The organism is Burkholderia sp. BCC0506, from assembly GCF_902833145.1.
Taxonomy (GTDB): Bacteria; Pseudomonadota; Gammaproteobacteria; order Burkholderiales; family Burkholderiaceae; genus Burkholderia.
The window spans coordinates 318,248-337,915 of the sequence record NZ_CADFEN010000008.1 but is presented as its reverse complement, the minus strand read 5'-3'; the positions used below and the strand labels follow the sequence as shown (position 1 = coordinate 337,915).

Here is a 19,668-nt window from a genome sequence, read left to right as displayed (position 1 = left end):
GCCGCGCGCGTCGTCGCGCCGGCTGCCTCTCACGCGCCGCCGCCGGCCCTGCCGGCGCGCGGCGCGCGTCGTTCGGGACGAGCCCCGTTCACGCGCGTTGCGGGCTTCGATGAGGACGAACGTGCAGAAGAGCTTCAAGGGAATCCCGTGGTGGGGCTGGGCCTCGGCCGCGGTGCTGTATGTCGGCGTGGCCGGCGCGGCCGTCGATTTCGCGTGGGAACGCGCGATCGACGCGCTCGAGGAAGCCGGCGCGCACCGGCTCGACCTGTATGCGTCGAGCCTGAAAAGCGAGCTCGGCCGCTTCGAGATCCTGCCCGGCCTGGTCGCGCGGCAGGACGGCGTGCGGGCCATGCTGAAAGCCGCGCCGAACGATGCGCCCGCGCTCGTGCATGCGGTGAACACCTATCTCGAGGCCGTGAACCGCGACGCGGGCAGCGGCGCGGTCGACGTGATCGACCTGCAAGGCGACGTGATCGCCGCCAGCAACTGGAACGAGACGATCAGCTTCGTCGGCACCAACGTGTCGTACCGGCCGTACTTCAAGGACGCGCTCGCGCGCGGCAGCGGCCGCTTCTTCGGCATCGGCACCAACACCGGCGTGCCGGGCGTCTACTTCGCCAGCGCGGTACGCAGCGACGGCGCGCCGATCGGCGTGGCCGCCGTGAAGATCAGCGTCGATCCGCTCGAATCGGCATGGCGTGCGCCGGGCGTCGCCGCGATGGTGGTCGACAGCAACGGCGTGGTCGTGATCTCGACCGAGCCCGCGTGGAAATTCACCGCGCTGCGCCCGATCACCGCACAGCAGCAGCGCGACATCCAGGCATCGCGCCAGTACGCGGGCCGCACCGTCGACGCGCTGCCCTATCGCCGCATCGGCGACCGCAGCTCGGCCGCGTGGTTCGGCACCTTCCCCGATCCGCACCACGCCGGCCGCACCACGCGCTATCTCGTGATGTCGCGCCCCGCGCCGCAGGCCGGCGATTCGCTGATGGTGCTGCTCGACATCGCGGGCGCGCGGCGCCAGCAGCAGACGGCGTTCGTGTTCGTCACCGGTGCGTTCCTGATCGTCGCGCTGCTGGTCGGCTATGCGATCCAGCGCCGCCGGGCGATCATCGCGCGGCTGAACGCGCAGGACGCGCTGCGCCGCGCGAACGACCGGCTCGAACTGACCGTCGCGCAGCGCACCGCCGCGCTGACGGCCGCGAACGAGCGGATGCAGCGCGAGATCGACGAGCGCGAACGCACCGAGCAGCGACTGCGCGCATCGCAGCAGGAAGTCGTGCACGCGGGCAAGCTCGCGGTGCTCGGGCAGATGGCCGCCGGCCTCACACACGAACTGAACCAGCCGCTCGTCGCGATCCGCACGCTGTGCGACAACGCGCGCACGTTCTTCGAGCGCGGCCAGCCGGCGCCGGCGCTCGCGAATCTCGAACGGGTCGGCAAGCTGGTCGACGGCATGGCCGTGCTCACCGGCGAATTGAAGACCTTCGCGCGCAAGCCCGACGTCGAGCGCGTCGCGGTATCGCTGAACGAGGCCGTCGCGCATGCGCGGCTCATCTACGATGCGCGGATTCGCGACGAGGGCGTGCGGCTCGACGTGAACATCGCGCCCGGCACGACGGTCTCGGCCGAATCGAGCCAGTTGCAGCAGGTGATCGTGAACCTGCTCGGCAACGCGCTCGACGCGGTGCACGACGCACCGGTGCGCCGCATCGTCATCGAGGCGACCGAGGCGACCGAGGCGGACGGCGTCGGCCGCGTGCGTTTCACGGTGGCCGACAGCGGCGCCGGCATCGCGCCCGACGTGCTGCCGCATCTGTTCGAGCCGTTCGTCACGACCAAGCCGCGCGGCCAGGGCCTCGGGCTCGGCCTCGCGATCACGTCGCGCATCGTCGAGGCCTTCGGCGCGAAGATCGTCGCGGCGAACCGCGACGAAGGCGGCGCGCAATTCACCATCGAATTCGCGGCGGCGACGCCGCAACAAAGGACAGAGCATGGAAGATGAGATTCGCGTGCTGGTCGTCGAGGACGATGAAAACGTCCGGATCGGCGTCGAGCAGGCCGTCGCGCTCGCCGGGTTCCCGGTCGACGCGTTCGCGTCGGCCGCCGACGCGCTCGCGCACGTCGCGCCCGGCGCGCCGGTGGTGATCGTGTCGGACGTGCGGATGCCGGGCATCGACGGGCTGCAGTTGCTCGACCGCGTGATGGCCATCGATGCGCAGATTCCGGTCGTGCTGATCAGCGGCCATGCGGACATCTCGACGGCCGTCGGCGCGATGCAGGTCGGCGCGTACGACTTCATCGAGAAGCCGTTTTCGTCGGACGTGATCGCCGGGCGCGTCGCGCGTGCGGTCGAGAAGCGCCGCCTGACGCTCGAGGTGAAGGGGCTGCGCGCGGCGCTGAACAACTGGCAGGGCATCGAGGCGTTCGTGCTCGGCAAGTCGCCCGCGATGGCCGACGTGCGCAAGAAGATCCTGCGCCTCGCCGACACGTCGGTATCGGTGCTGATCACCGGCGAGACGGGCACCGGCAAGGAGCTGATCGCGCGCAGCCTGCACGACTTCGGCAGCCGGCGCGACGCGCATTTCGTCGCGCTGAACTGCGGCGGCCTGCCCGAACAGGTGTTCGAGAGCGAGCTGTTCGGCCACGAGGCCGGCGCGTTCACCGGCGCGATCAAGAAGCGCATCGGCAAGATCGAATGGGCGGACGGCGGCACGCTGTTCCTCGACGAGATCGAGACGATGCCAATCGCGCTGCAGATCAAGATGCTGCGCGTGCTGCAGGAGCGCGTGGTCGAGCGGCTCGGCGCGAACGACCTGATTCCGGTCGACTGCCGCGTGGTGGCCGCGTCGAAGGCCGATCTCGCCGAACTCGCGGCCGACGGACGTTTTCGTGCGGATCTGCTGTATCGCCTCAACGTCGCGCAGATCGAGCTGCCGCCGCTGCGCGAGCGGCGCGAGGACGTGCCGCTGCTGTTCGAGCATTTCGTGCTCGCGGCCGCGCGGCGCTTCGGGCAGCCGGCGCCGGTCGTCACCGCCGCGCAGGTGTCCGAACTGATGACGCACGCATGGCCCGGCAACGTACGCGAGTTGCAGAACGTGGCCGACCGCTTCGTGCTCGGACTGACCGGCGACAGCCTGCTGTCGTCCGGCGGCACGCCGACGGCCGGCAGCACGCTCGCGGAGCAGCTCGCGTATTTCGAGCGGATGCTGATCGAGGACATGCTGCGGCGTCACAACGGCAACGTCGCGGACGCGAGCGAGGCGCTCGGCATGCCGAAGAAAACGCTCTATCACAAGCTGCGCAACCTGCGGATTCCCGCGCGCGGCGACGCGGCTGCCGACGGCGGCGAATGACGCGCACGAGGACACGCCCCCAGCATGGATCGTATCGACATCACCGAACGCGGCCGCGTCGACGGCCACCTGATCCGCGGCGTCACGCGCGCGCGGAAAACCTTCCGCCCGAGCGACTGGCCCGAGCGCCTCGCGGGCGTCATCACGCTGTTCGTCGGCGAACGGCGGCCCGGCTACCCGTGCGCGCTGTCGCGGCTCGCGATGCCGGTCGTCGACGGCGGCGTCAAATGCCTGTTCGTGTCCGACGAATTGCGCGCGGTGTGTGCGGATGCATTCGAATTCGCGATGCAATTCGCCGCCGACAACGATCTCCCCGTCGAGCTTCAGACCGCGCCCGCGTTCACGGTGCGCTGACACCCCCTTCGCTTTCCCAACGCAAAGGCGCGTGCGCGCAGGCCGTCGCACGCCCTTTCAGCGCCGCAATCAATCGTCAGATGATTGAAGGCTTCGACGCATGACCACGCTCCGACAGGAGTTTCCGCCGCAGCCATCAATAAAATTGATCGTCACGATGAAAATTATGCGTTTTCCTTGCAGGTCGCCGTGATGCATAGTTGCGTCGTGTTGACGCACCTTTAGTCTTTCAGCCATGAACATGCGAATCGAGCCGTCCGTGCTCGCGAACCCCGACCTGCAATTTGCGACGCTTTCGTCAGGCATCAGCCTGCCGTATGTCGAGCGCGGCAGCGGGGCGCCGATGCTGTTCGTGCACGGCTCGCTGTGCGACTACCGTTACTGGGATCCGCAGCTGGCGGCGCTGTCGGCGCACTACCGCTGCATCGCGCCGAGCCTGAGCCACTACTGGCCGGCCGTCGAAGCAGGCATCCAGGACGAATTCAGCTGGCAGAACCACGTCGACGAGCTCGCCGAATTCATCGACGCGCTCGATCTCGGCCCCGTGCACCTGGTCGGCCATTCGCGTGGCGGCAGCGTCGCGTTCAACGTCGCGCGCCAGCATCCGCACCTCGTCGAATCGCTGACGCTCGCCGATCCGGGCGGCCCGCTCCAGCAGCCGGGCGTGCGCGAAGCCGCGCTGCCGGCCGCCGCCCTCGCGCTGCGCACGCAGGCCGTGAACCTGATCGATCAAGGCGACGTCGAAGCCGGTCTCGAGATGTTCGTCGATTCCGTGAGCCTGCCCGGCGCATGGAAGAAGAGCACGTCGCGCTTCCGCACGATGGCGATCGACAACGCGAGCACGCTGCCGAAGCAGTTGCGCGACCCGCTGCCCGCGTATTCGCAGCACACGGCCGGCGATATCGCATGCCGCACGCTGCTGATCGACGGCCAGCGCAGCCCGAAGATGTTCCGCCACAACGTCGACACGCTGTCGCAGTGGATCGGCCATGCGCAACGGCAAACCGTCGCCGGTGCGTCGCACGGGATGAACGCGGCAAGCCCCGCGGTATTCAACCGTTACGTACACGAATTCGTCGCCGCGTAACGCGGGCGGCATGCGCGCCGCCCGGCTTTCCTCTCTGTTGCAGAATCTTGCACAAGCGAAACGGCGCGGCTGTCCGCATCGTTTCGCATCCCTCTGCATCACGCAGCCGACGCCGCCTTGCGCGTCACCGCATCCGGCAACCCGAACACGCTGTCGAACGCCCAGTTGTACGCGAACGTGAAGATCGGGAAGAACACGATCAGCACCGCGTCGTACAGGAACGCCTGCAACAGCGACACGTCGAGCCACCACGCGATCAGCGGAATCAGGAATGTCACCAGCGCGACCTGGAACCCGATCGCATGCACGACGCGCCGCCCGACGGTGCGCGTCGTTTCCGCACGCCGCCGCTCCCACGCCTCGAACCCGAGGTTGTACAGAAAATTGACGATGACGCCCGTCGTCGAGATCATCACGCCGAGCAGGCCGCTCGTCGCCGCGCTCGCGCCGCTCAGCATGCCGAGCACCGACGATGCGACGAGGATGCCGAGCACCTCGAACATCACGACGTAGACTATGCGTCTCTTCCATCCTTGCATGACCGACCGCCTTCATATCGAACAAGGTGGCGAGACTACCGCGGGCCCTTCGTCCGCCAAAGTCAGGTCCTTTCAATTTTTCTGACAGGAGGCGGCTGACCATGCTGACCAGCGATCACATCGACATGCTGCTGACCGTCATCGACAAAGGCTCGTTCTCGGCGGCCGCGCGCGCGCTCGGCCGCACGCCGTCGGCGGTCAGCATGGCGATCGCGAACCTCGAAGCCGAGCTCGACCTCGTGCTGTTCGATCGCGGCACGCGCGAGCCCACGCCGACCGCCGCGATGGCCGCGCTGCTTCCCGACGCGCGCGCGATCGCCGACCGGCTGCACGCGCTGCGTGCGCATGCGCAGCACCTGTCGGAAGGGGTCGAGGACACGCTGCGGCTCGGGCTCGCGGCCGAGATCGACGGCGCACCGGTTGCACGCGCGCTGACGGCCGTCGCGGTGAAGTATCCGGCGCTCGCGGTCGGCCTCGTCACCGCGCCGCAGGATGCGATCGTCGATGCGCTGCATCGCGGCGCCGTCGATCTTTGCGTCGCGTACGGCGGGCTCGACCTTCATCCGCAGGAACAGATTCACGCGCTGTGGACCGAGACGCTGATCGCGGTCGCCGCGCCCGGCCATCCGGCAATTGCCGATGTCGCGCATCCGGAGACGATCGAGCGGTTGTCGGGATTTCGGCAGATCGTGATCGCCGATCCGGAACGGCCGTTGACCGACGTGCGGCCGCTGATCGGCAACCGCACGTGGAAGGTGACCGACATGGCCACCGCGATCGCGCTCGTGAAGGCCGGTCATGGCTGGGCGAATTTGCCGGAATCGATCATCGGCCGGTACGTGGCCGATGGCGAACTCGCGCCGCTCGTGTTCGCGAACATCCGCAACGGGTTGCCGCTGCCCGTGTATTTGCGGCGGCTGAAACATACCGGGATCGGCAAGGCCGCCGGGGAACTCGTACGGGCGCTGCGCGCTGAAGACGGTCGGCATTGAGCGGTGCGGCGAGGGTATCGCCGCACCGTCGGTCAACGCGCTATGGCTTGACCGTTAGTTGCGATCACTGCACCGCCGCCGCGCTCTGGATGGCGTCGACCAGCGCCGCGTTGTCGTAACGTCGCCCGGCGATACCCCATCCGCCGTCGACCGCGTGAACGACGTTGACCCAGACCTGCGTGGGCGTGAGCCGGCCGCCCGCGCGGCGCAACACGATCTCGGTCGCCCGTTCGACGAATTGCCGCTGCTTGTCGGACGCCGCGAGCGCGACGGCCGGCAGCTTCAGCTCGACGAACGCCGCCGGTTCCGCGCGGCCCTGCACGAAGGTCCGGTCACGCGGCAACACGTTCAGCGTGCCGATCACGTTCGGCGCCAGGAACGCGTTCCCGGTCAATCCTTCGACTTCCAGCAGCGCATCGGTCAACTCGGCAAACACCGGCCCTTCGTCTTCCTGCGTGAAAACCCCTTCTGATACGGTCAGCGTAATCGGCATCGCACTTTCTCCAGGTCAGGTCATCGGGATCGTGACGTGATATAAATACCAGTCACTCTCTATACATTAGACACTGATCGCTCTCTATGCAAGCAATAAAGAGCGATCGCTCTGAAGCGAGCCCGTCATGCGTTATTCCGCCGAGCACAAGAACGAAACCCGCACCCGCATCCTCGAAGCCGCGAGCCGCCTGTTCCGCCAGGAAGGATATGGCGGCTCGGGCATCGGTCCGCTGACGAAAGCGGCGGGCGTCACCAATGGCGCGTTCTACGGGCATTTCAAGTCCAAGGGTGAAGCCTTCCGCCAGATCGTGCTGGACGGGCTCGATCAACTGCGGCAAGGCGTCGCGGCCTTCAAGGCCGAGCATGGCGCGCGCTGGCGACGCCCGTTCGTATCGTTCTACCTGGGGCCGCGACGCACCTGCTCGCTCGGCGAAAGCTGTGCGCTGCCGAGCCTGTCGCCCGAAGTGATGCGCGCCGACGACGACACGCGCGATGCGTATGAACAAGCGTTGCGGCAGATCGTCGACGAAGTATCGTCCGGGCTCGGCGAGACACCCGATGACGATCGCGCGATCGCGTTCCTCGCGCTGCTGTCGGGCGGCGTCACGCTCGCGCGTGCGGTGCGCGATCCCGAACTCGCGCAGCGCATCGCCGATGCGGTCGGCCGTTACGCGGTGGTGATCGCCGAGCGTACCGACGTACGGCCCGAGCAGCAGGCATGACGAACGTCGCCTTCCGCGCCGGAACGGTCACTTATCGACACGTTGCCCGGAAAGTCAGCGGATAAGCTGTCCGGAAACCCGGGCCCACACCGCCCTAAGGCGTCGCGCGCGGTCTTCCAAGAGATATGAGGCTGCAAGCGTCAAGAGACCTGAAATCGCACCCGTCACGATGTGCTCGACATAGGGGATACGGTAATGACTCGTGTGCGAGTAAGCGTCGCCCAACGTCGTCAGGACGCCAACGACCAGCGCATTGCCGTATCGATGCCCGTAGAGTTTCCCTACAGACGTGAAAGTCAAAAGTACGGCCAGGAGTCCGGTAAGCAGTCCGGTATGAAATGCGATAGTCCAGTGGGAAAGGCTCGTGATATTTCCCCAGCTGCCCGGCATGCACGTCATGCACGCACTGGTCGGCTGCCAGAAACGCTGGACAAACAGTCTGACGCGGTGCTTCCACTCGGTTGACATGATGCATTCCCATCGATGCCGTCGCCACGGCCGGCGCCACTACACGTATCGTTGAAGCGGGTTCCAAATGCTTTGACGAGCTTGTCGCTGTCGTCACGGACGGGGTCGGCTGTGCGCCGTAGGGGCCGGGCAATCTCCTGGACATGGGGGAATATTACTCCGCGATCAGACGGCCGCTGTGCTCTCGTCACTGCTCTTGACTTGAAGTTTGCTTGAACTTTTATCATGACGCTCATCCCTCCGATAGAGAGACGGCAATATGCGCCACGACTCCGACTCGGTTCGCCTCAAACTGAACGAGCTTCTCGATGCGAACGCACGCTTCGATCTTGCTGCCAAAGGTACGACGAACCACTGCCCGATGGCGCTCATTGCATTGGCCAATATGGGCGCCTCGTCAGCTCGCCTGCAGGAATTTTTCGATATGTGGGAGCGCAAATTCGCGTTACGTGCGCCACCAGTCGACACGACAATCTCTCGCGGCGACTGGACAAAACATTTAGGTAACCGGGCCGCGTTCGGCGCTCTGCGTCTTTGCTTTCAGGACTGGATGACAGATGCCGGCATCGTTCCAGTGATCGCGGCCGTGCTGCAAGCAGTCCCGTTCGCTCCCGCTAGCGGGGCCTTTCACGCCCTGATCCGACTGGCCTATGGCATTGAGGTCGGACATGTCGGCGAGATTGCTTCGGGCCTTGCATCGTTGATTTCGTCGCACCTGCCAATTGCCGGTATTCCGGACCAAAACCCCAGGGCGGACAGCATCGATGCCGGATTCGACCATGTCGCACAGGCATTGAGTGGTGTAACACTCCCGCGCGACTCGATCACGTCGCGCTTGCGTGCTGTTGCCGCCGATGTGCGGTTTGGCAACGCGGTCCTTGCGCCTCCGCTCAATGTCGCGTTGCTGGACGATCTGGCGCAGGCGACCATCGGCGCTTACTGGCGTATGCCGAACTTCACACTGCTCCATACCGTTACCTCAACCCGTGCCGCACGAATCGTCTTTGCCCAGCTTCACGAAGACCTGATCAAGCAGTTGCTGCCGAACCTCTGGATTGCGCTATGCGCCGCTTACGCAACGGTCGGGAGACTCCCCCTCGCAGAAGCAAATGTTCCAGATATCGACATTGACTGGAGCGACGTCTGCCGGATGGCCGTCACCTCGGACGACGATCACGTGATCAAGATGACATACACCTGTCTTTGCGAGGACCGACGCGATCCATCATCGCGTTACCTCGCTGCAGCGGCAAGGCTCATATCGTAGCCGGCTTACGTTTGCGTCCAAAACGGTCGACGATTTAGCTGCGCTCGTCGAGCGACCGTTCCTGGCCGATCGCCAACGTCTCGCGAAATTTGCGAGCAACCATAAAAACCCCGGCATGCAGACCTGCGCCTGCATGCCGGGCTTCTTCCCTTCACGGCCGGCGAGCGACGACCCGCCCACCGTTAGTGCTTACCGCGCAGCCACATCCGCCTTGACGGACGCCGCATCGCCGACCGCCGTCGGCGCCGTGCCCCACCCGCCGCCGAGCGCGCGAATCAGGTTGACCGTCGACACCGCCTGCGCACCCGTCAACTGGTTCTTCTGCAATTGCGACTGCAGCACCGAGCGCTCGCTGTCGATCACGTCGAGATACGCGACCTCCCCTTCCTGATACTGCGTGCGCGACAGCGTCGCCGCGCGACGCGACGCGTTGACGGCCGCATCCTGCGCGCGGATCTGATCATCGAGCAAACGCAGATCGGCGAGATTGTCCTCGACCTCGCGGAACGCGACGAGCACCTGCTGCCGGTAGTTCGCGACCTGCTCGTCGTACTGCGCGCGCGCCTGCTGCACGCCGGCCGCACGGCGTCCGCCGTCGAACAGCGGCAGCGTCAGCGCGGTACCGGCGAACGGCCCGAGCAGGAACGTGCGGCTCGACCACAGGAACAGGTTGCCGAGCGTCGACGCCTCATAGCCGAACGACCCGGTGATGTCGAGCTTCGGGAAGTACGCCGATTTCGCGAGCCCGATCCGCGCATTCGCGGCCGCCATCGCGCGCTCGGCCGCCGCCACGTCCGGGCGCCGTTCGAGCAGCGCGGACGGCAGGCCCGGCGGAATCCTCACCGCGACCGGCACGATCGGCGTTTCCTTGAACGCGAAATCCGCGGGCGCCTTGCCGAGCAGAATGGCCAGCGCATGCTCGGATGCCGCGCGCCGGCGCGCGACGCCGACCGCATCGGCCTGCGCGCTGGCCAGTTCGTTCTTCGCGCGCGACACGTCGAGCTCGCTGATGTCGCCTTCGTTGAAGCGCCGCTGCACGAGCTTGAGCGCTTCTTCACGCAGTTCGACCGTGCGGCGATACAGGTCCTGGTCCGAATCGAGCTGGCGCAGTTCGAAGTAGTTCTGCGCCACGTCGGCCTGCAGCGCGAGCTGCACCGAGCGGAACAGCGCTTCGCTTTGCGCCTGATCGGCGCGCGACGCCTCGACGTTGCGGCCGACGCGGCCGAACAGGTCGGCTTCGTACGACACCGTGCCCTGCGCGCGCCACAGCGTCGCGTTCGTCGGGCCCGTGCCCTGCGGCTGGAACTGCGACGCCGACGACAGCCCCTCGCGCGTCGGGCCGAAACCGGCGCCGATCTGCGGGAACCATTGCGAGCGCGCCGAACGCGTCGCTGCCCGCGCTTCCTCGACCCGCGCGGCCGCGGCCTTCAGGTTCTGGTTCGCGGCGAGCGCCTGCGTCTCGAGCGAATCGAGCACCGGGTCGCCGAACACCTTCCACCATTCGCCGCGATGTTCGCCATCCGACGGCTCGGCCGTCTTCCACGTGCCGGCCTGCTCGCCGGCAGCGAGGGTCGGCGCTTCCTTGAACGCCGCGGGCGCGGCCGCGTCCGGGCGCTTGTAGTCGGGGCCGACCGCGCACGCGGCGAGCAGCGTCGCGAGCAGGGTGCTGGCAGCCGCCACCTTCGCGAAGCGCATCAGGCCGTTCGTGTTGTTCAGATCGTTCATTGTGTTGTCCTCAAGCATCCGATGCCGGCACGCCCGGAGCCGGCACACCATAGCCTGCCGAGTCCTTGCCGGCGACGTGGATCTTGCCGCCCGCGAGCGTGCGCAGCACGACGTAGAACACCGGCGTCAGCATCAGCCCGAACAGCGTCACGCCGAGCATCCCGAAGAACACCGCGACACCCATCGCATGGCGCATTTCCGAACCGGCGCCGGTCGACGTGACGAGCGGCACCACGCCCATGATGAAGGCGATCGACGTCATCAGGATCGGACGCAGCCGCAGCCGGCTCGCCTCGATCGCGGCCTCGAGCGGCGTCCTGCCGTCGTGTTCGAGCTCGCGCGCGAATTCGACGATCAGGATCGCGTTCTTCGCCGACAGCCCCACCAGCACCATCAGGCCGATCTGCGTGAAGATGTTGTTGTCGCCCTGCGTGAGCCACACGCCCGTCAGCGCCGACAGGATGCTCATCGGCACGATCAGGATCACCGCCAACGGCAGCGTCAGGCTTTCATACAACGCGGCGAGCACGAGGAACACGAGCAGCACGCTGATCGGGAACACCCACATCGCCGAATCGCCCGCGAGGATCTGCTGGTACGTGAGGTCGGTCCATTCGAAGCGCACGCCGCGCGGCAGCGTCTCGTGCGCGATGCGCTCGACCGCGGCCTGCGCCTGCCCCGACGAGAAGCCGGGCGCCGGGCCGCCGTTGATGTCGGCTGCCGTGTAGCCGTTGTAGCGCACGACCATTTCGGGGCCGAACGTCGGCGTCACCGTCACCAGCGACGACAGCGGCACCATTTCGCCCTTGTCGTTGCGGGTCTTCAGTTGCAGGATGTCGTCCGCGCGCTGGCGGAACGGCGCATCGGCCTGCACGCGCACCTGGTACACGCGCCCGAAGCGGTTGAAGTCGTTCACGTACAGCGAGCCGAGATACACCTGCATCGTGTTGAACACGTCGGTCACCGGCACGCCGAGCTGCTTCGCCTTCACGCGGTCGAGATCGACGTTCAGCTGCGGCACGTTGATCTGGTAGCTGGTGAACAGCGGGCCGAGTTCCGGCGCCTGCTGCGCGCGCTTGATGAAGTCGTTGGTCGCATCCGACAGCTTCGCGTAGCCGACCGCGCCGCGATCCTCGATCTGCATCTTGAACCCGCCGAGCGTACCGAGGCCGAGCACCGGCGGCGGCGGGAACACCGCGACGAACGAATCCTTGATCGCGCCGTACTTCTGGTTCAGCGCACCGGCGATCGCACCGGCCGACAGCGCCTTGCCATGCCGCTCCGCGAACGGCTTGAGCGTGACGAACACGATGCCTGCGCTCGAGCTGTTCGTGAAGCCGTTCACCGACAGCCCCGGGAACGCGACGGCGCTCTCGACGCCCGGCTGCTTCAGCGCGATCGAACCCATGTCGCGAATCACCTTCTCGGTGCGGTCGAGCGATGCACCGTTGGGCAACTGCGCGAACGCGATCAGGTATTCCTTGTCCTGCGCGGGCACGAAGCCGCCCGGCACGATCTTCGACACGAGCACGGTCGCGCCGACCAGCACGAGGTACACGCCAAGCATCAGCGTCTTGCGCGACAGCACGCCGCGCACGCCGCGGCCGTAGTTCTCCGCACCGCGATGGAACACCTTGTTGAAGCCGCGGAAGAAACCGCCGAGTACGCGGTTCATCACGCGCGTGAGCCAGTCTTCCTTGTCGCCATGGCCCTTCAGCAGGATCGCGGACAGCGCCGGCGACAGCGTCAGCGAGTTGAACGCCGAGATCACCGTCGAGATCGCGATGGTCATCGCGAACTGCTTGTAGAACTGGCCGGTCAGGCCCGACATGAATGCGAGCGGCACGAACACGGCGACGAGCGTCAGCGCGATCGCGATGATCGGCCCGCTCACTTCCTGCATCGCCTTGTAGGTCGCCTGCCGTGCGTTCATCCCGTTCTCGATGTTGCGCTCGACGTTCTCGACGACGACGATCGCATCGTCGACCACGATCCCGATCGCGAGCACCATCCCGAACAGCGACAACGCGTTGATCGAATAGCCGAACGCCAGCAGCAGCGAGAACGTGCCGATGATCGACACCGGCACCGCGATCAGCGGAATCAGCGACGCGCGCCAGGTCTGCAGGAACACGATCACGACGATCACGACCAGCGCGATCGCTTCGAGCAGCGTGTGCACGACGGCCTTGATCGACGAGCGCACGAACTGCGTCGGGTCATAGACGATCCTGTAGTCGACGCCCGCCGGCATGTCCTGCTTCAGCTCGGCCATCGTCTTGCGCACTTCGTCCGAGATCTGCAGCGAGTTCGCACCCGGCGACTGGTTGATCGCCATCGCGACGGCCGGCTTGTTGTCGAGCAGCGAGCGCAGCCCGTATTCGGACGCGTCGAGTTCGATCCGCGCGATGTCGCGCAGGTGCGTGACGCCGCCGTCCGGCGTCGTCTTCACGACGATGTCGCCGAATTCGTCTTCCGTCTGCAGACGCCCGCGCGCGTTCACCGACAACTGCAGCGGCGTGCCCGGCAGCGACGGCGACGCGCCGATCACGCCGGCCGCGACCTGCACGTTCTGCTCGCGGATCGCCTGCACGACGTCCTCGGCCGACAGCCCGCGCTGCGCGACCTTCTGCGGATCGAGCCACACGCGCATCGCGTAGTCGCCCGAACCCCACAGCTGCACCTGGCCGACGCCCTGGATCCGCGACAGGCGGTCCTTCACGTTGATCAGCGCGTAGTTGCGCAGGTAGGTCATGTCGTAGCGGTTGTCCGGCGAGATCAGGTGGACCACCATCGTCAGCGTCGGCGAGCTCTTCACCGTGGTGATGCCGAGCCGCTGCACGTCTTCCGGCAAGCGCGGCAGCGCCTGGTTCACGCGGTTCTGCACGAGCTGCGTGGCCTTGTCCGGGTCGGTGCCGAGCTTGAACGTGACGGTGATCGTCATGTTGCCGTCGCTGTTCGCCTGCGACTGCATGTAGAGCATGTCCTCGACGCCGTTGATCTGCTCTTCCAGCGGCGACGCGACCGTCTCGGCGATCACTTTCGGGTTCGCGCCCGGGTACTGCGCCTTCACGATCACGGAAGGCGGCACGACTTCCGGATATTCCGAAATCGGCAGCAGGAACATCGCGATCACCCCACCGAGCAGGATGATCACCGATAGGACTCCTGCGAAGATCGGCCGGTCGATAAAGAATTTGGAAATGTTCATGGGTTGCTCTGTCTGGTTGAACGCGGATGCGAAGCGGCGCGCCGCTTACGAATCCGCCTTCGCCGGTGCGGCCGGCTTCGCGGTGCCCGCGAGCGGCGCGGACGGCTCGTCGCCGCCCGTCATCGGGACCATGTGCGGCTTCACCTGCTCGCCGGGGCGCACGCGCTGCGTGCCGTTCACGACCACGCGGTCGCCGGCCGACAGCCCGCTCACGATCACGCGCCGGTTGCCGTGCTGCATCCCCGGCTGCACTTCGCGGTACGACACGCGGCCCTGCTGATCGACGACGAACACGAACTTCTTGTCCTGGTCGGTGTTGATCGCCGCGTCGTCGACGAGCAGCGCCTCGTGCGGCGCGCTGCCGCCCACCTTCACCCGTGCGTACAGGCCCGGGACGAGCGTGCCGTCCGCGTTGTCGAAGCGTGCGCGCACGCGGATCGTGCCCGACGACGTGTCGAGCCGGTTGTCGACCGAGTCGATCTCGCCGCTGCGCGAGTAGCCGGTTTCGTTCGCGAGGCCGAGCTCGACCGGCACCTTGCGGCCGTTGCGCGCGCCGTTGATGTATTGCAGGTAGGTCTGCTCGTCCGCGTCGAACGACGCGTAGATCGGCGACACCGACACCAGCGTCGTCAGCGGCGCGGCCGATGCGCCGGCCGACACGACGTTGCCGAGCGTGATTTCCGCGCGTGACACGCGGCCCGACACCGGCGCCGTGATGCGCGTATAGCCGAGGTTGATGCGCGCCGTCTCCAGCGCGGCTTCGGCGGCCTTCAGGTTCGCGCTCGCTTCGCGTGCCGCGTTCTGCTTCTCGTCGTAGTCGCGCTTCGCGATCGCGTTGTCGCCGATCAGCCGCTGCGCGCGCTGCCAGTCGCTCTGCGCGTAGCCGTTGCGGGCCTGTGCGGCCGCGAGCTGCGCGGCCGCGCGGTCGACTTCCGCCTGGTACGGGCGCGGATCGATCACGAACAGCACGTCGCCCTTCTTCACGAGCGCGCCGTCCTTGAAGTTCACCGCGACGATCGTGCCCGACACCTGCGGGCGCACGTCGACTTTCTCGACCGCCTCGAGGCGGCCCGAATAGCTTTGCCAGTCGGTCACGGTCTGCGGCACGACGGTCGCGACATCGACTTCGGGCAGCGGCGCGGCCGCCTTCTCGGGCGCATTCGCGTTCACGCGCATCGCGCCGAACGTGCCGAGGCCGACGACGGCGAGCGTCACGATCGCCGCGGTCGCGATTCGGGAGCGGGAGGTGCGTAGGATGGCCATGTGGATCTCCAGTAAGCGTGGATTGGTTCTGGTTATTCGGGACGGTTCGGTTGGCGGGCCTGGAAGCGGCACTGGAAGAAGCGCACGGCTTCCTCGAACGCGGCTTCGTGCGTGGCGAGCGCGGCGTGCGTGATGTCCGGATAGCGGATCACCTGCGTGAGCACGCCCGACGAGATCAGGCAGCCCGCATAGTTTTCCGCTTCGACGTGCAGTACGTCGTTCTGCGCGGTGACGACGAGCGTCGGCGGCAGCCCCGCGAGGCGCACCGATTCGATCGGCGCCGCGTACGGGTGCATGCGCTGCGCCGCCTGCGGCAGGTACGCGCGATAGCAGGCCGCGCATTCGCGCGCGGTGATGTCGGACGCGAGGCGCTCGGCGTCGCCGATGCGCGTCATGCTCGGGTCGAGCATCGGCCCGAACAGCGCCTGCGCGGCGATCGACACTTCACCGCGGTCGCGTGCGATGAAGGCGAGGCAGTTCGCGAGCTGGCCGCCCGCGTCATGCCCCGCGACCCCGATCTTCTTCGGGTTGCCGCCGAACGCGCGGGCGCGCGTCGCGGCCCACACGGCGGCGCGATACGCATCCTCCGGCGCAGCCGGAAATGGAAAGGCCGGCGCGAGCGAATAATCGACCGACACTACGAGAGCTGGTAAGCGTTCTGCTAAAAAGCGCGCGGCGAAATCCGCGTCTTCGAGCGAACCGCGGACGAAGCCGCCGCCGTGGAAATAAAGCACTACTGGCAACCCGGTCTTGTCGGGGCGGCGGTAGAGACGCAGCACGATGTCCTGTGCGTAGCCGGGGATTTCCACTTCGGCAACCGTCAGCGCCGCGCCCGCTATGGCTTGCGCGGGCAGCGCGGCTTTCAGGAATTTGCTGAATTCAGAAGCGTCCATGACGATGCAGCATCCATTTCGAGATGGAACGAATTCTGAGTCCGGCAGACATTGGGATAAATGCCTATAATCCGGCAACACAATTCAACGCCCCCGAACAATCCGAGGCTGCGTTTACCCACGAGGTAGCGCAGCCTTCTTGTTCCGGCGGCAAATTAAATTGCGGAGGTTGTGATGGACCGGCTTCAGGCCATGCAGGTATTTACTCGCGTCGTCGATACAAGCAGCTTCACCAAGGCAGCAGAAACGCTCGGCTTGCCGCGAGCGTCCGTCACGACGATCATCCAGAATCTCGAAGCGTTCCTCGGCGTGCGGCTGATGCACCGGACCACGCGCCGGCTCTCGCTCACGCCGGACGGCGCCGCGTACTACGAACGATGCGTGCGAATCCTCGCGGACGTCGAGGAAACCGAAGCAAGCTTCCAGGCCAACAACCGGAAACCGCACGGAAAGTTGCGTATCGACATGCCGGGTTCGATCGGGCGGCTGCTCGTGATTCCGTCGCTGTGCGAATTCCATACGCGCTATCCGGACATCGACCTGCAGCTCGGCCTCTCGGACCGGCCGGTCGACCTGCTGCAGGAAGGCGTCGACTGCGTGATCCGCGTCGGTGCGCTGCAGGACTCGTCGCTCGTCGCACGCCGCGTCGGCCTGTTCGAATGCGTGACGGTCGCGTCGCCCGACTACCTCGAGCGCCATGGCGAGCCGCAGACGATCGACGACCTGAGCCAGCACAAGGCCGTCAACTACTTCTCGAGCCGCACGGGCCGCACGATCGACTGGACGTTCCTGATCGACGGCAAGGAAGTCGAGATGAAGATGGAGGGCATCGTGTCGGTGAACGACGCGGATGCGTACGTCACCTGCGGGATCGAAGGCTTCGGCCTGATCCAGCCGCCGCTGTTCATGGTGCTGCCGCACCTGCGCGAAGGCCGGCTCAAGGAAGTGCTGCCCGGCGTCAAGCCGCTGCCGATGCCGATCTCGGTCGTGTATCCGCACAGCCGCCATCTGTCGCCGAAGGTACGCGTGTTCGTCGACTGGATCGCCGAAGTGTTCGACCGTTGCCCGCTGCTGAGCGGCAAGGGCAGCCTCGACGCGACGTGCAGCAAGCGCACGTTCGAGGAAGCCGAGCGCGCACCGGCGCTCGATACGCCGGTCATCAACGAGTGGGTGGCGTAAGCGCAATCGTCTGACCTGCACGCGCGGGCCATGGCGCCCGCGCGTCATCCCCCTGGCGCCGTCTGGGCGCCGCCTCGCGCGACCTTCACGCGCAACACCCCATCCTTCCCGAATCCGCAGTAAACCTTTGCGCAGCCCGCTGCAATCGGCACGCGTGCGTCGTTGCGCATCGTCGCCGCGACGCCGCGACGCCCGTGCCACGGGGCTGCCGGCCATGTCGACATAACCCTGCCGACCGTGCGGATGGCGATTGTTCCACTGACACGACAATTCAATTCGCGTCTGCCGCATTTATCGCGACGGAACGGATACCTAGAGTAAACCCTGTCGCGCACCTCGTTGCGCATCGAACAGATCCCGCCTCGCGGGACCGGAGTCAGCGCTCAGGCGCCCGCTCCGACATCTCCAGGAGTCACGCCATGAACCGCCGCCATCTTCTCTCGGCCCTTGCTCTCGCACTTGCCGTGTCCGCACCGGCCTTCGCCGATTCGGGTACGCCGCACGCCGGCGACTACGGCAACACGTCGTGGTACGCGCAGCACAACGGCCCGCGTACACGCGCCGAAGTGCGCGCGGAAGTCGAGCAGGCACGCAAGGACGGCACGCTCGCGTACCTGCGCAAGGCGACGTCGTATCCGCAAGGGCTCGAACTCGCCCAAGGCCCGTATCGCCCGATGCCGGAAAGCAATCAGCTCGCCGGCGGAGGCCGGTAAACGCGCGACGCCGCGCAGCGGGGTTGCCCGGTGCGCGGCGTCGCGAACCACCTTGTCGAACGACTTGCTGAGTCAGTTAGTTGCAGGAGCACATGATGAACGATCAACTTCCTTCGCCGCTCGATCACTGGGACGACACGACGCCGGTCTGGACGCCGTTCCGCTCGGCGCCGCAATCGCATTGATGCGCCGGGCACCGTGTCGCCGATACCGTCCTGCGGTCATCAACGGCGCGGCACCCCGTCGCGCCATTCGCCCCAGTGCGTGACGATGTCCTGCACCAGCGGATTGCCCGCGCGGTACAGGTTTTCGGTCGCCGGGGCGAAGCCGCCCTGATCCGCGTAGTTCAGCAGGTTGTCGGCGCTCGTCTGCCCCGCGTACGGCCGGTCGAAATCGGACCCCGTACGCAGCACGGCCACGCGCGACAGGTCGACCCGCTTCACGCTCGCCGCGCGCTTGAGCGCTTCGTACGTCGCGTTGTCTTCCTGCGCGGTCATGCAGTAGGTGCCCTTGCCGTCCGTCAGGATCTTGGTCCACTGGCGCGCGCGCTCGCCGATCAGCGTGCCCGAGAACCACGTGTTGCCCGACGACGTATCGCACTGGATCACCGTCGGCGGCCGGTTCGCCGGCGCATACGTGAACTTCGCGCGCGCGGCCTGCGCCTGTGCGCTGTCGGCGAGCACGACGTTGCGCGACAGCGCGTAGGCGGCGTCGGTCAGCTGCGGGTTGAGCTGGAACACTTCGGTGCGATAGTCGAGCGGCGGCTTGTCGTTCGGGCTCTTCGTGTTGATGCCGAGATAGCCGGTGTTCCAGCCGGCCGGGATCTCGCGTGCATCGAGTTCCCACTGCAGGCTGAAATCGACGAGGTATTTCGACCATGCGGCCGATCCGACCGTGCCCTGTGCGGGGTCGACGCCGGCGATACCCGAGACCAGGAAATACGTGCGGCGCAGATCGAAGCGCGGCGAGAACGTGAGCGCCATGATCGTCGCCGACGCGTTCGCATAACCCATGCCGGTCGTGACCACGCACACGTCCTGCTTGTTGCAGTGGACGGCCGGATAGTCGGGCGACAGGCCCGGCACGGTGATGTCGCGCCACGGGCCGAGCCGGTCGAGCCACGCCTGGCCTTCCGGCCCGAACATCGTGATGATCATGACCTTGACCGGGCGGCCCTGTGCGCCGGTCTCGGCAAATGCAGCGTTGCCCGCGTTGTTGCCCTGGTTGTCCTGCGCGATCGACGGCGCGGTCGCGCAGGCTGCGAGCGAGAAAGCAGCAGCGGAAAGAATGGAGCGAGTCAGCATCGGCGTTCCTTGTTTCAGTGATGTTGGGTGAGAACGGCTCTCGGAGACTGCGCGACGAGTATAGAACGGGCGTGCGCGATGGGGAACCCGAGTACAAAAA

At 66.5% G+C, this 19,668-nt stretch carries 17 protein-coding genes; 9 read left to right on the top strand and 8 right to left on the bottom strand.

Annotated features, from left to right (window positions below; all coding sequences use genetic code 11):
* Positions 1–109: 109 nt before the first annotated feature.
* From HWX62_RS20660 to HWX62_RS20645, 4 genes are all read left to right on the top strand, one after another.
* A complete protein-coding gene (locus HWX62_RS20660) occupies positions 110–2,005 on the top strand; it encodes an ATP-binding protein (protein WP_175932098.1) in 1,896 nt (631 codons plus the stop codon).
* Complete coding sequence (locus HWX62_RS20655) at positions 1,995–3,356, top strand: sigma-54 dependent transcriptional regulator (RefSeq protein ID WP_175932099.1); 1,362 nt, start codon at positions 1,995–1,997, stop codon at positions 3,354–3,356. The genes HWX62_RS20660 and HWX62_RS20655 overlap by 11 nt, the downstream gene beginning before the upstream one ends.
* Before the next feature lie 24 nt (positions 3,357–3,380).
* A complete protein-coding gene (locus HWX62_RS20650; protein ID WP_175932100.1) occupies positions 3,381–3,710 on the top strand; it encodes a DUF3579 domain-containing protein in 330 nt (109 codons plus the stop codon).
* A 235-nt stretch (positions 3,711–3,945) separates the two neighbouring features.
* On the top strand, positions 3,946–4,797 hold the full coding sequence (locus tag HWX62_RS20645) for an alpha/beta hydrolase (RefSeq protein ID WP_175932101.1): 852 nt from the start codon (positions 3,946–3,948) through the stop codon (positions 4,795–4,797).
* 98 nt (positions 4,798–4,895) lie between these two features.
* On the opposite strand, the gene HWX62_RS20640 is transcribed toward HWX62_RS20645, so the two are convergent.
* A complete protein-coding gene (locus HWX62_RS20640; RefSeq protein WP_175932102.1) occupies positions 4,896–5,336 on the bottom strand; it encodes a PACE efflux transporter in 441 nt (146 codons plus the stop codon).
* A gap of 101 nt (positions 5,337–5,437) precedes the next feature.
* Here HWX62_RS20640 and HWX62_RS20635 point away from each other — a divergent pair, with 101 nt between their 5' ends.
* Positions 5,438–6,328 carry a LysR family transcriptional regulator gene (locus HWX62_RS20635; RefSeq protein WP_175932103.1) on the top strand — a complete coding sequence of 297 codons (891 nt, stop codon included), beginning with the start codon at positions 5,438–5,440 and terminating at the stop codon, positions 6,326–6,328.
* A gap of 64 nt (positions 6,329–6,392) precedes the next feature.
* Here the strand turns inward: HWX62_RS20635 and HWX62_RS20630 are convergent, their stop codons facing one another.
* The gene (locus tag HWX62_RS20630; RefSeq protein ID WP_175932104.1) at positions 6,393–6,821 is read right to left on the bottom strand and encodes a Tautomerase enzyme; all 429 of its coding nucleotides are present in this window, start codon (positions 6,819–6,821) and stop codon (positions 6,393–6,395) included.
* A gap of 127 nt (positions 6,822–6,948) precedes the next feature.
* Here HWX62_RS20630 and HWX62_RS20625 point away from each other — a divergent pair, with 127 nt between their 5' ends.
* Entirely contained in the window at positions 6,949–7,545 is a 597-nt protein-coding gene (locus HWX62_RS20625; RefSeq protein ID WP_175932105.1) for a TetR/AcrR family transcriptional regulator, read from the top strand.
* 54 nt (positions 7,546–7,599) lie between these two features.
* Here HWX62_RS20625 and HWX62_RS33120 read toward each other — a convergent pair whose 3' ends face one another.
* Positions 7,600–8,013: a hypothetical protein gene (locus HWX62_RS33120; protein WP_175932106.1), complete on the bottom strand. Its 414-nt coding sequence runs from the start codon at positions 8,011–8,013 to the stop codon at positions 7,600–7,602.
* Between the two features lie 259 nt (positions 8,014–8,272).
* On the opposite strand from HWX62_RS33120, the gene HWX62_RS20620 reads away from it, so the two are divergent.
* Positions 8,273–9,280 (top strand): questin oxidase family protein, encoded by a 1,008-nt coding sequence (locus tag HWX62_RS20620; RefSeq protein ID WP_175932107.1) that lies wholly within the window; start codon positions 8,273–8,275, stop codon positions 9,278–9,280.
* Positions 9,281–9,469: 189 nt separating this feature from the next.
* Here the strand turns inward: HWX62_RS20620 and opcM are convergent, their stop codons facing one another.
* The 4 genes from opcM to HWX62_RS20600 are packed head-to-tail and all read right to left on the bottom strand — an operon-like array spanning position 9,470 to position 16,372.
* Complete coding sequence (gene opcM, locus HWX62_RS20615; RefSeq protein ID WP_175932108.1) at positions 9,470–11,005, bottom strand: multidrug efflux transporter outer membrane subunit OpcM; 1,536 nt, start codon at positions 11,003–11,005, stop codon at positions 9,470–9,472.
* A 10-nt stretch (positions 11,006–11,015) separates the two neighbouring features.
* A complete protein-coding gene (gene ceoB / locus HWX62_RS20610; RefSeq protein ID WP_175932109.1) occupies positions 11,016–14,216 on the bottom strand; it encodes a multidrug efflux RND transporter permease subunit CeoB in 3,201 nt (1,066 codons plus the stop codon).
* Between the two features lie 45 nt (positions 14,217–14,261).
* Positions 14,262–15,479, bottom strand: coding sequence for a multidrug efflux RND transporter periplasmic adaptor subunit CeoA (gene ceoA / locus HWX62_RS20605; RefSeq protein ID WP_175932110.1), 1,218 nt, complete (start codon positions 15,477–15,479; stop codon positions 14,262–14,264).
* Between the two features lie 32 nt (positions 15,480–15,511).
* The gene (locus HWX62_RS20600) at positions 15,512–16,372 is read right to left on the bottom strand and encodes an alpha/beta hydrolase (RefSeq protein ID WP_006484499.1); all 861 of its coding nucleotides are present in this window, start codon (positions 16,370–16,372) and stop codon (positions 15,512–15,514) included.
* 174 nt (positions 16,373–16,546) lie between these two features.
* On the opposite strand from HWX62_RS20600, the gene ceoR reads away from it, so the two are divergent.
* Positions 16,547–17,551, top strand: a complete 1,005-nt coding sequence (gene ceoR / locus HWX62_RS20595; RefSeq protein ID WP_175932111.1) for a putative multidrug efflux transcriptional regulator CeoR — start codon at positions 16,547–16,549, stop codon at positions 17,549–17,551.
* 419 nt (positions 17,552–17,970) lie between these two features.
* Positions 17,971–18,264, top strand: a complete 294-nt coding sequence (locus tag HWX62_RS20590; RefSeq protein ID WP_175932112.1) for a DUF4148 domain-containing protein — start codon at positions 17,971–17,973, stop codon at positions 18,262–18,264.
* Between the two features lie 224 nt (positions 18,265–18,488).
* On the opposite strand, the gene HWX62_RS20585 is transcribed toward HWX62_RS20590, so the two are convergent.
* Complete coding sequence (locus HWX62_RS20585) at positions 18,489–19,568, bottom strand: purine nucleoside permease (protein ID WP_175932113.1); 1,080 nt, start codon at positions 19,566–19,568, stop codon at positions 18,489–18,491.
* Positions 19,569–19,668 lie beyond the last annotated feature (100 nt).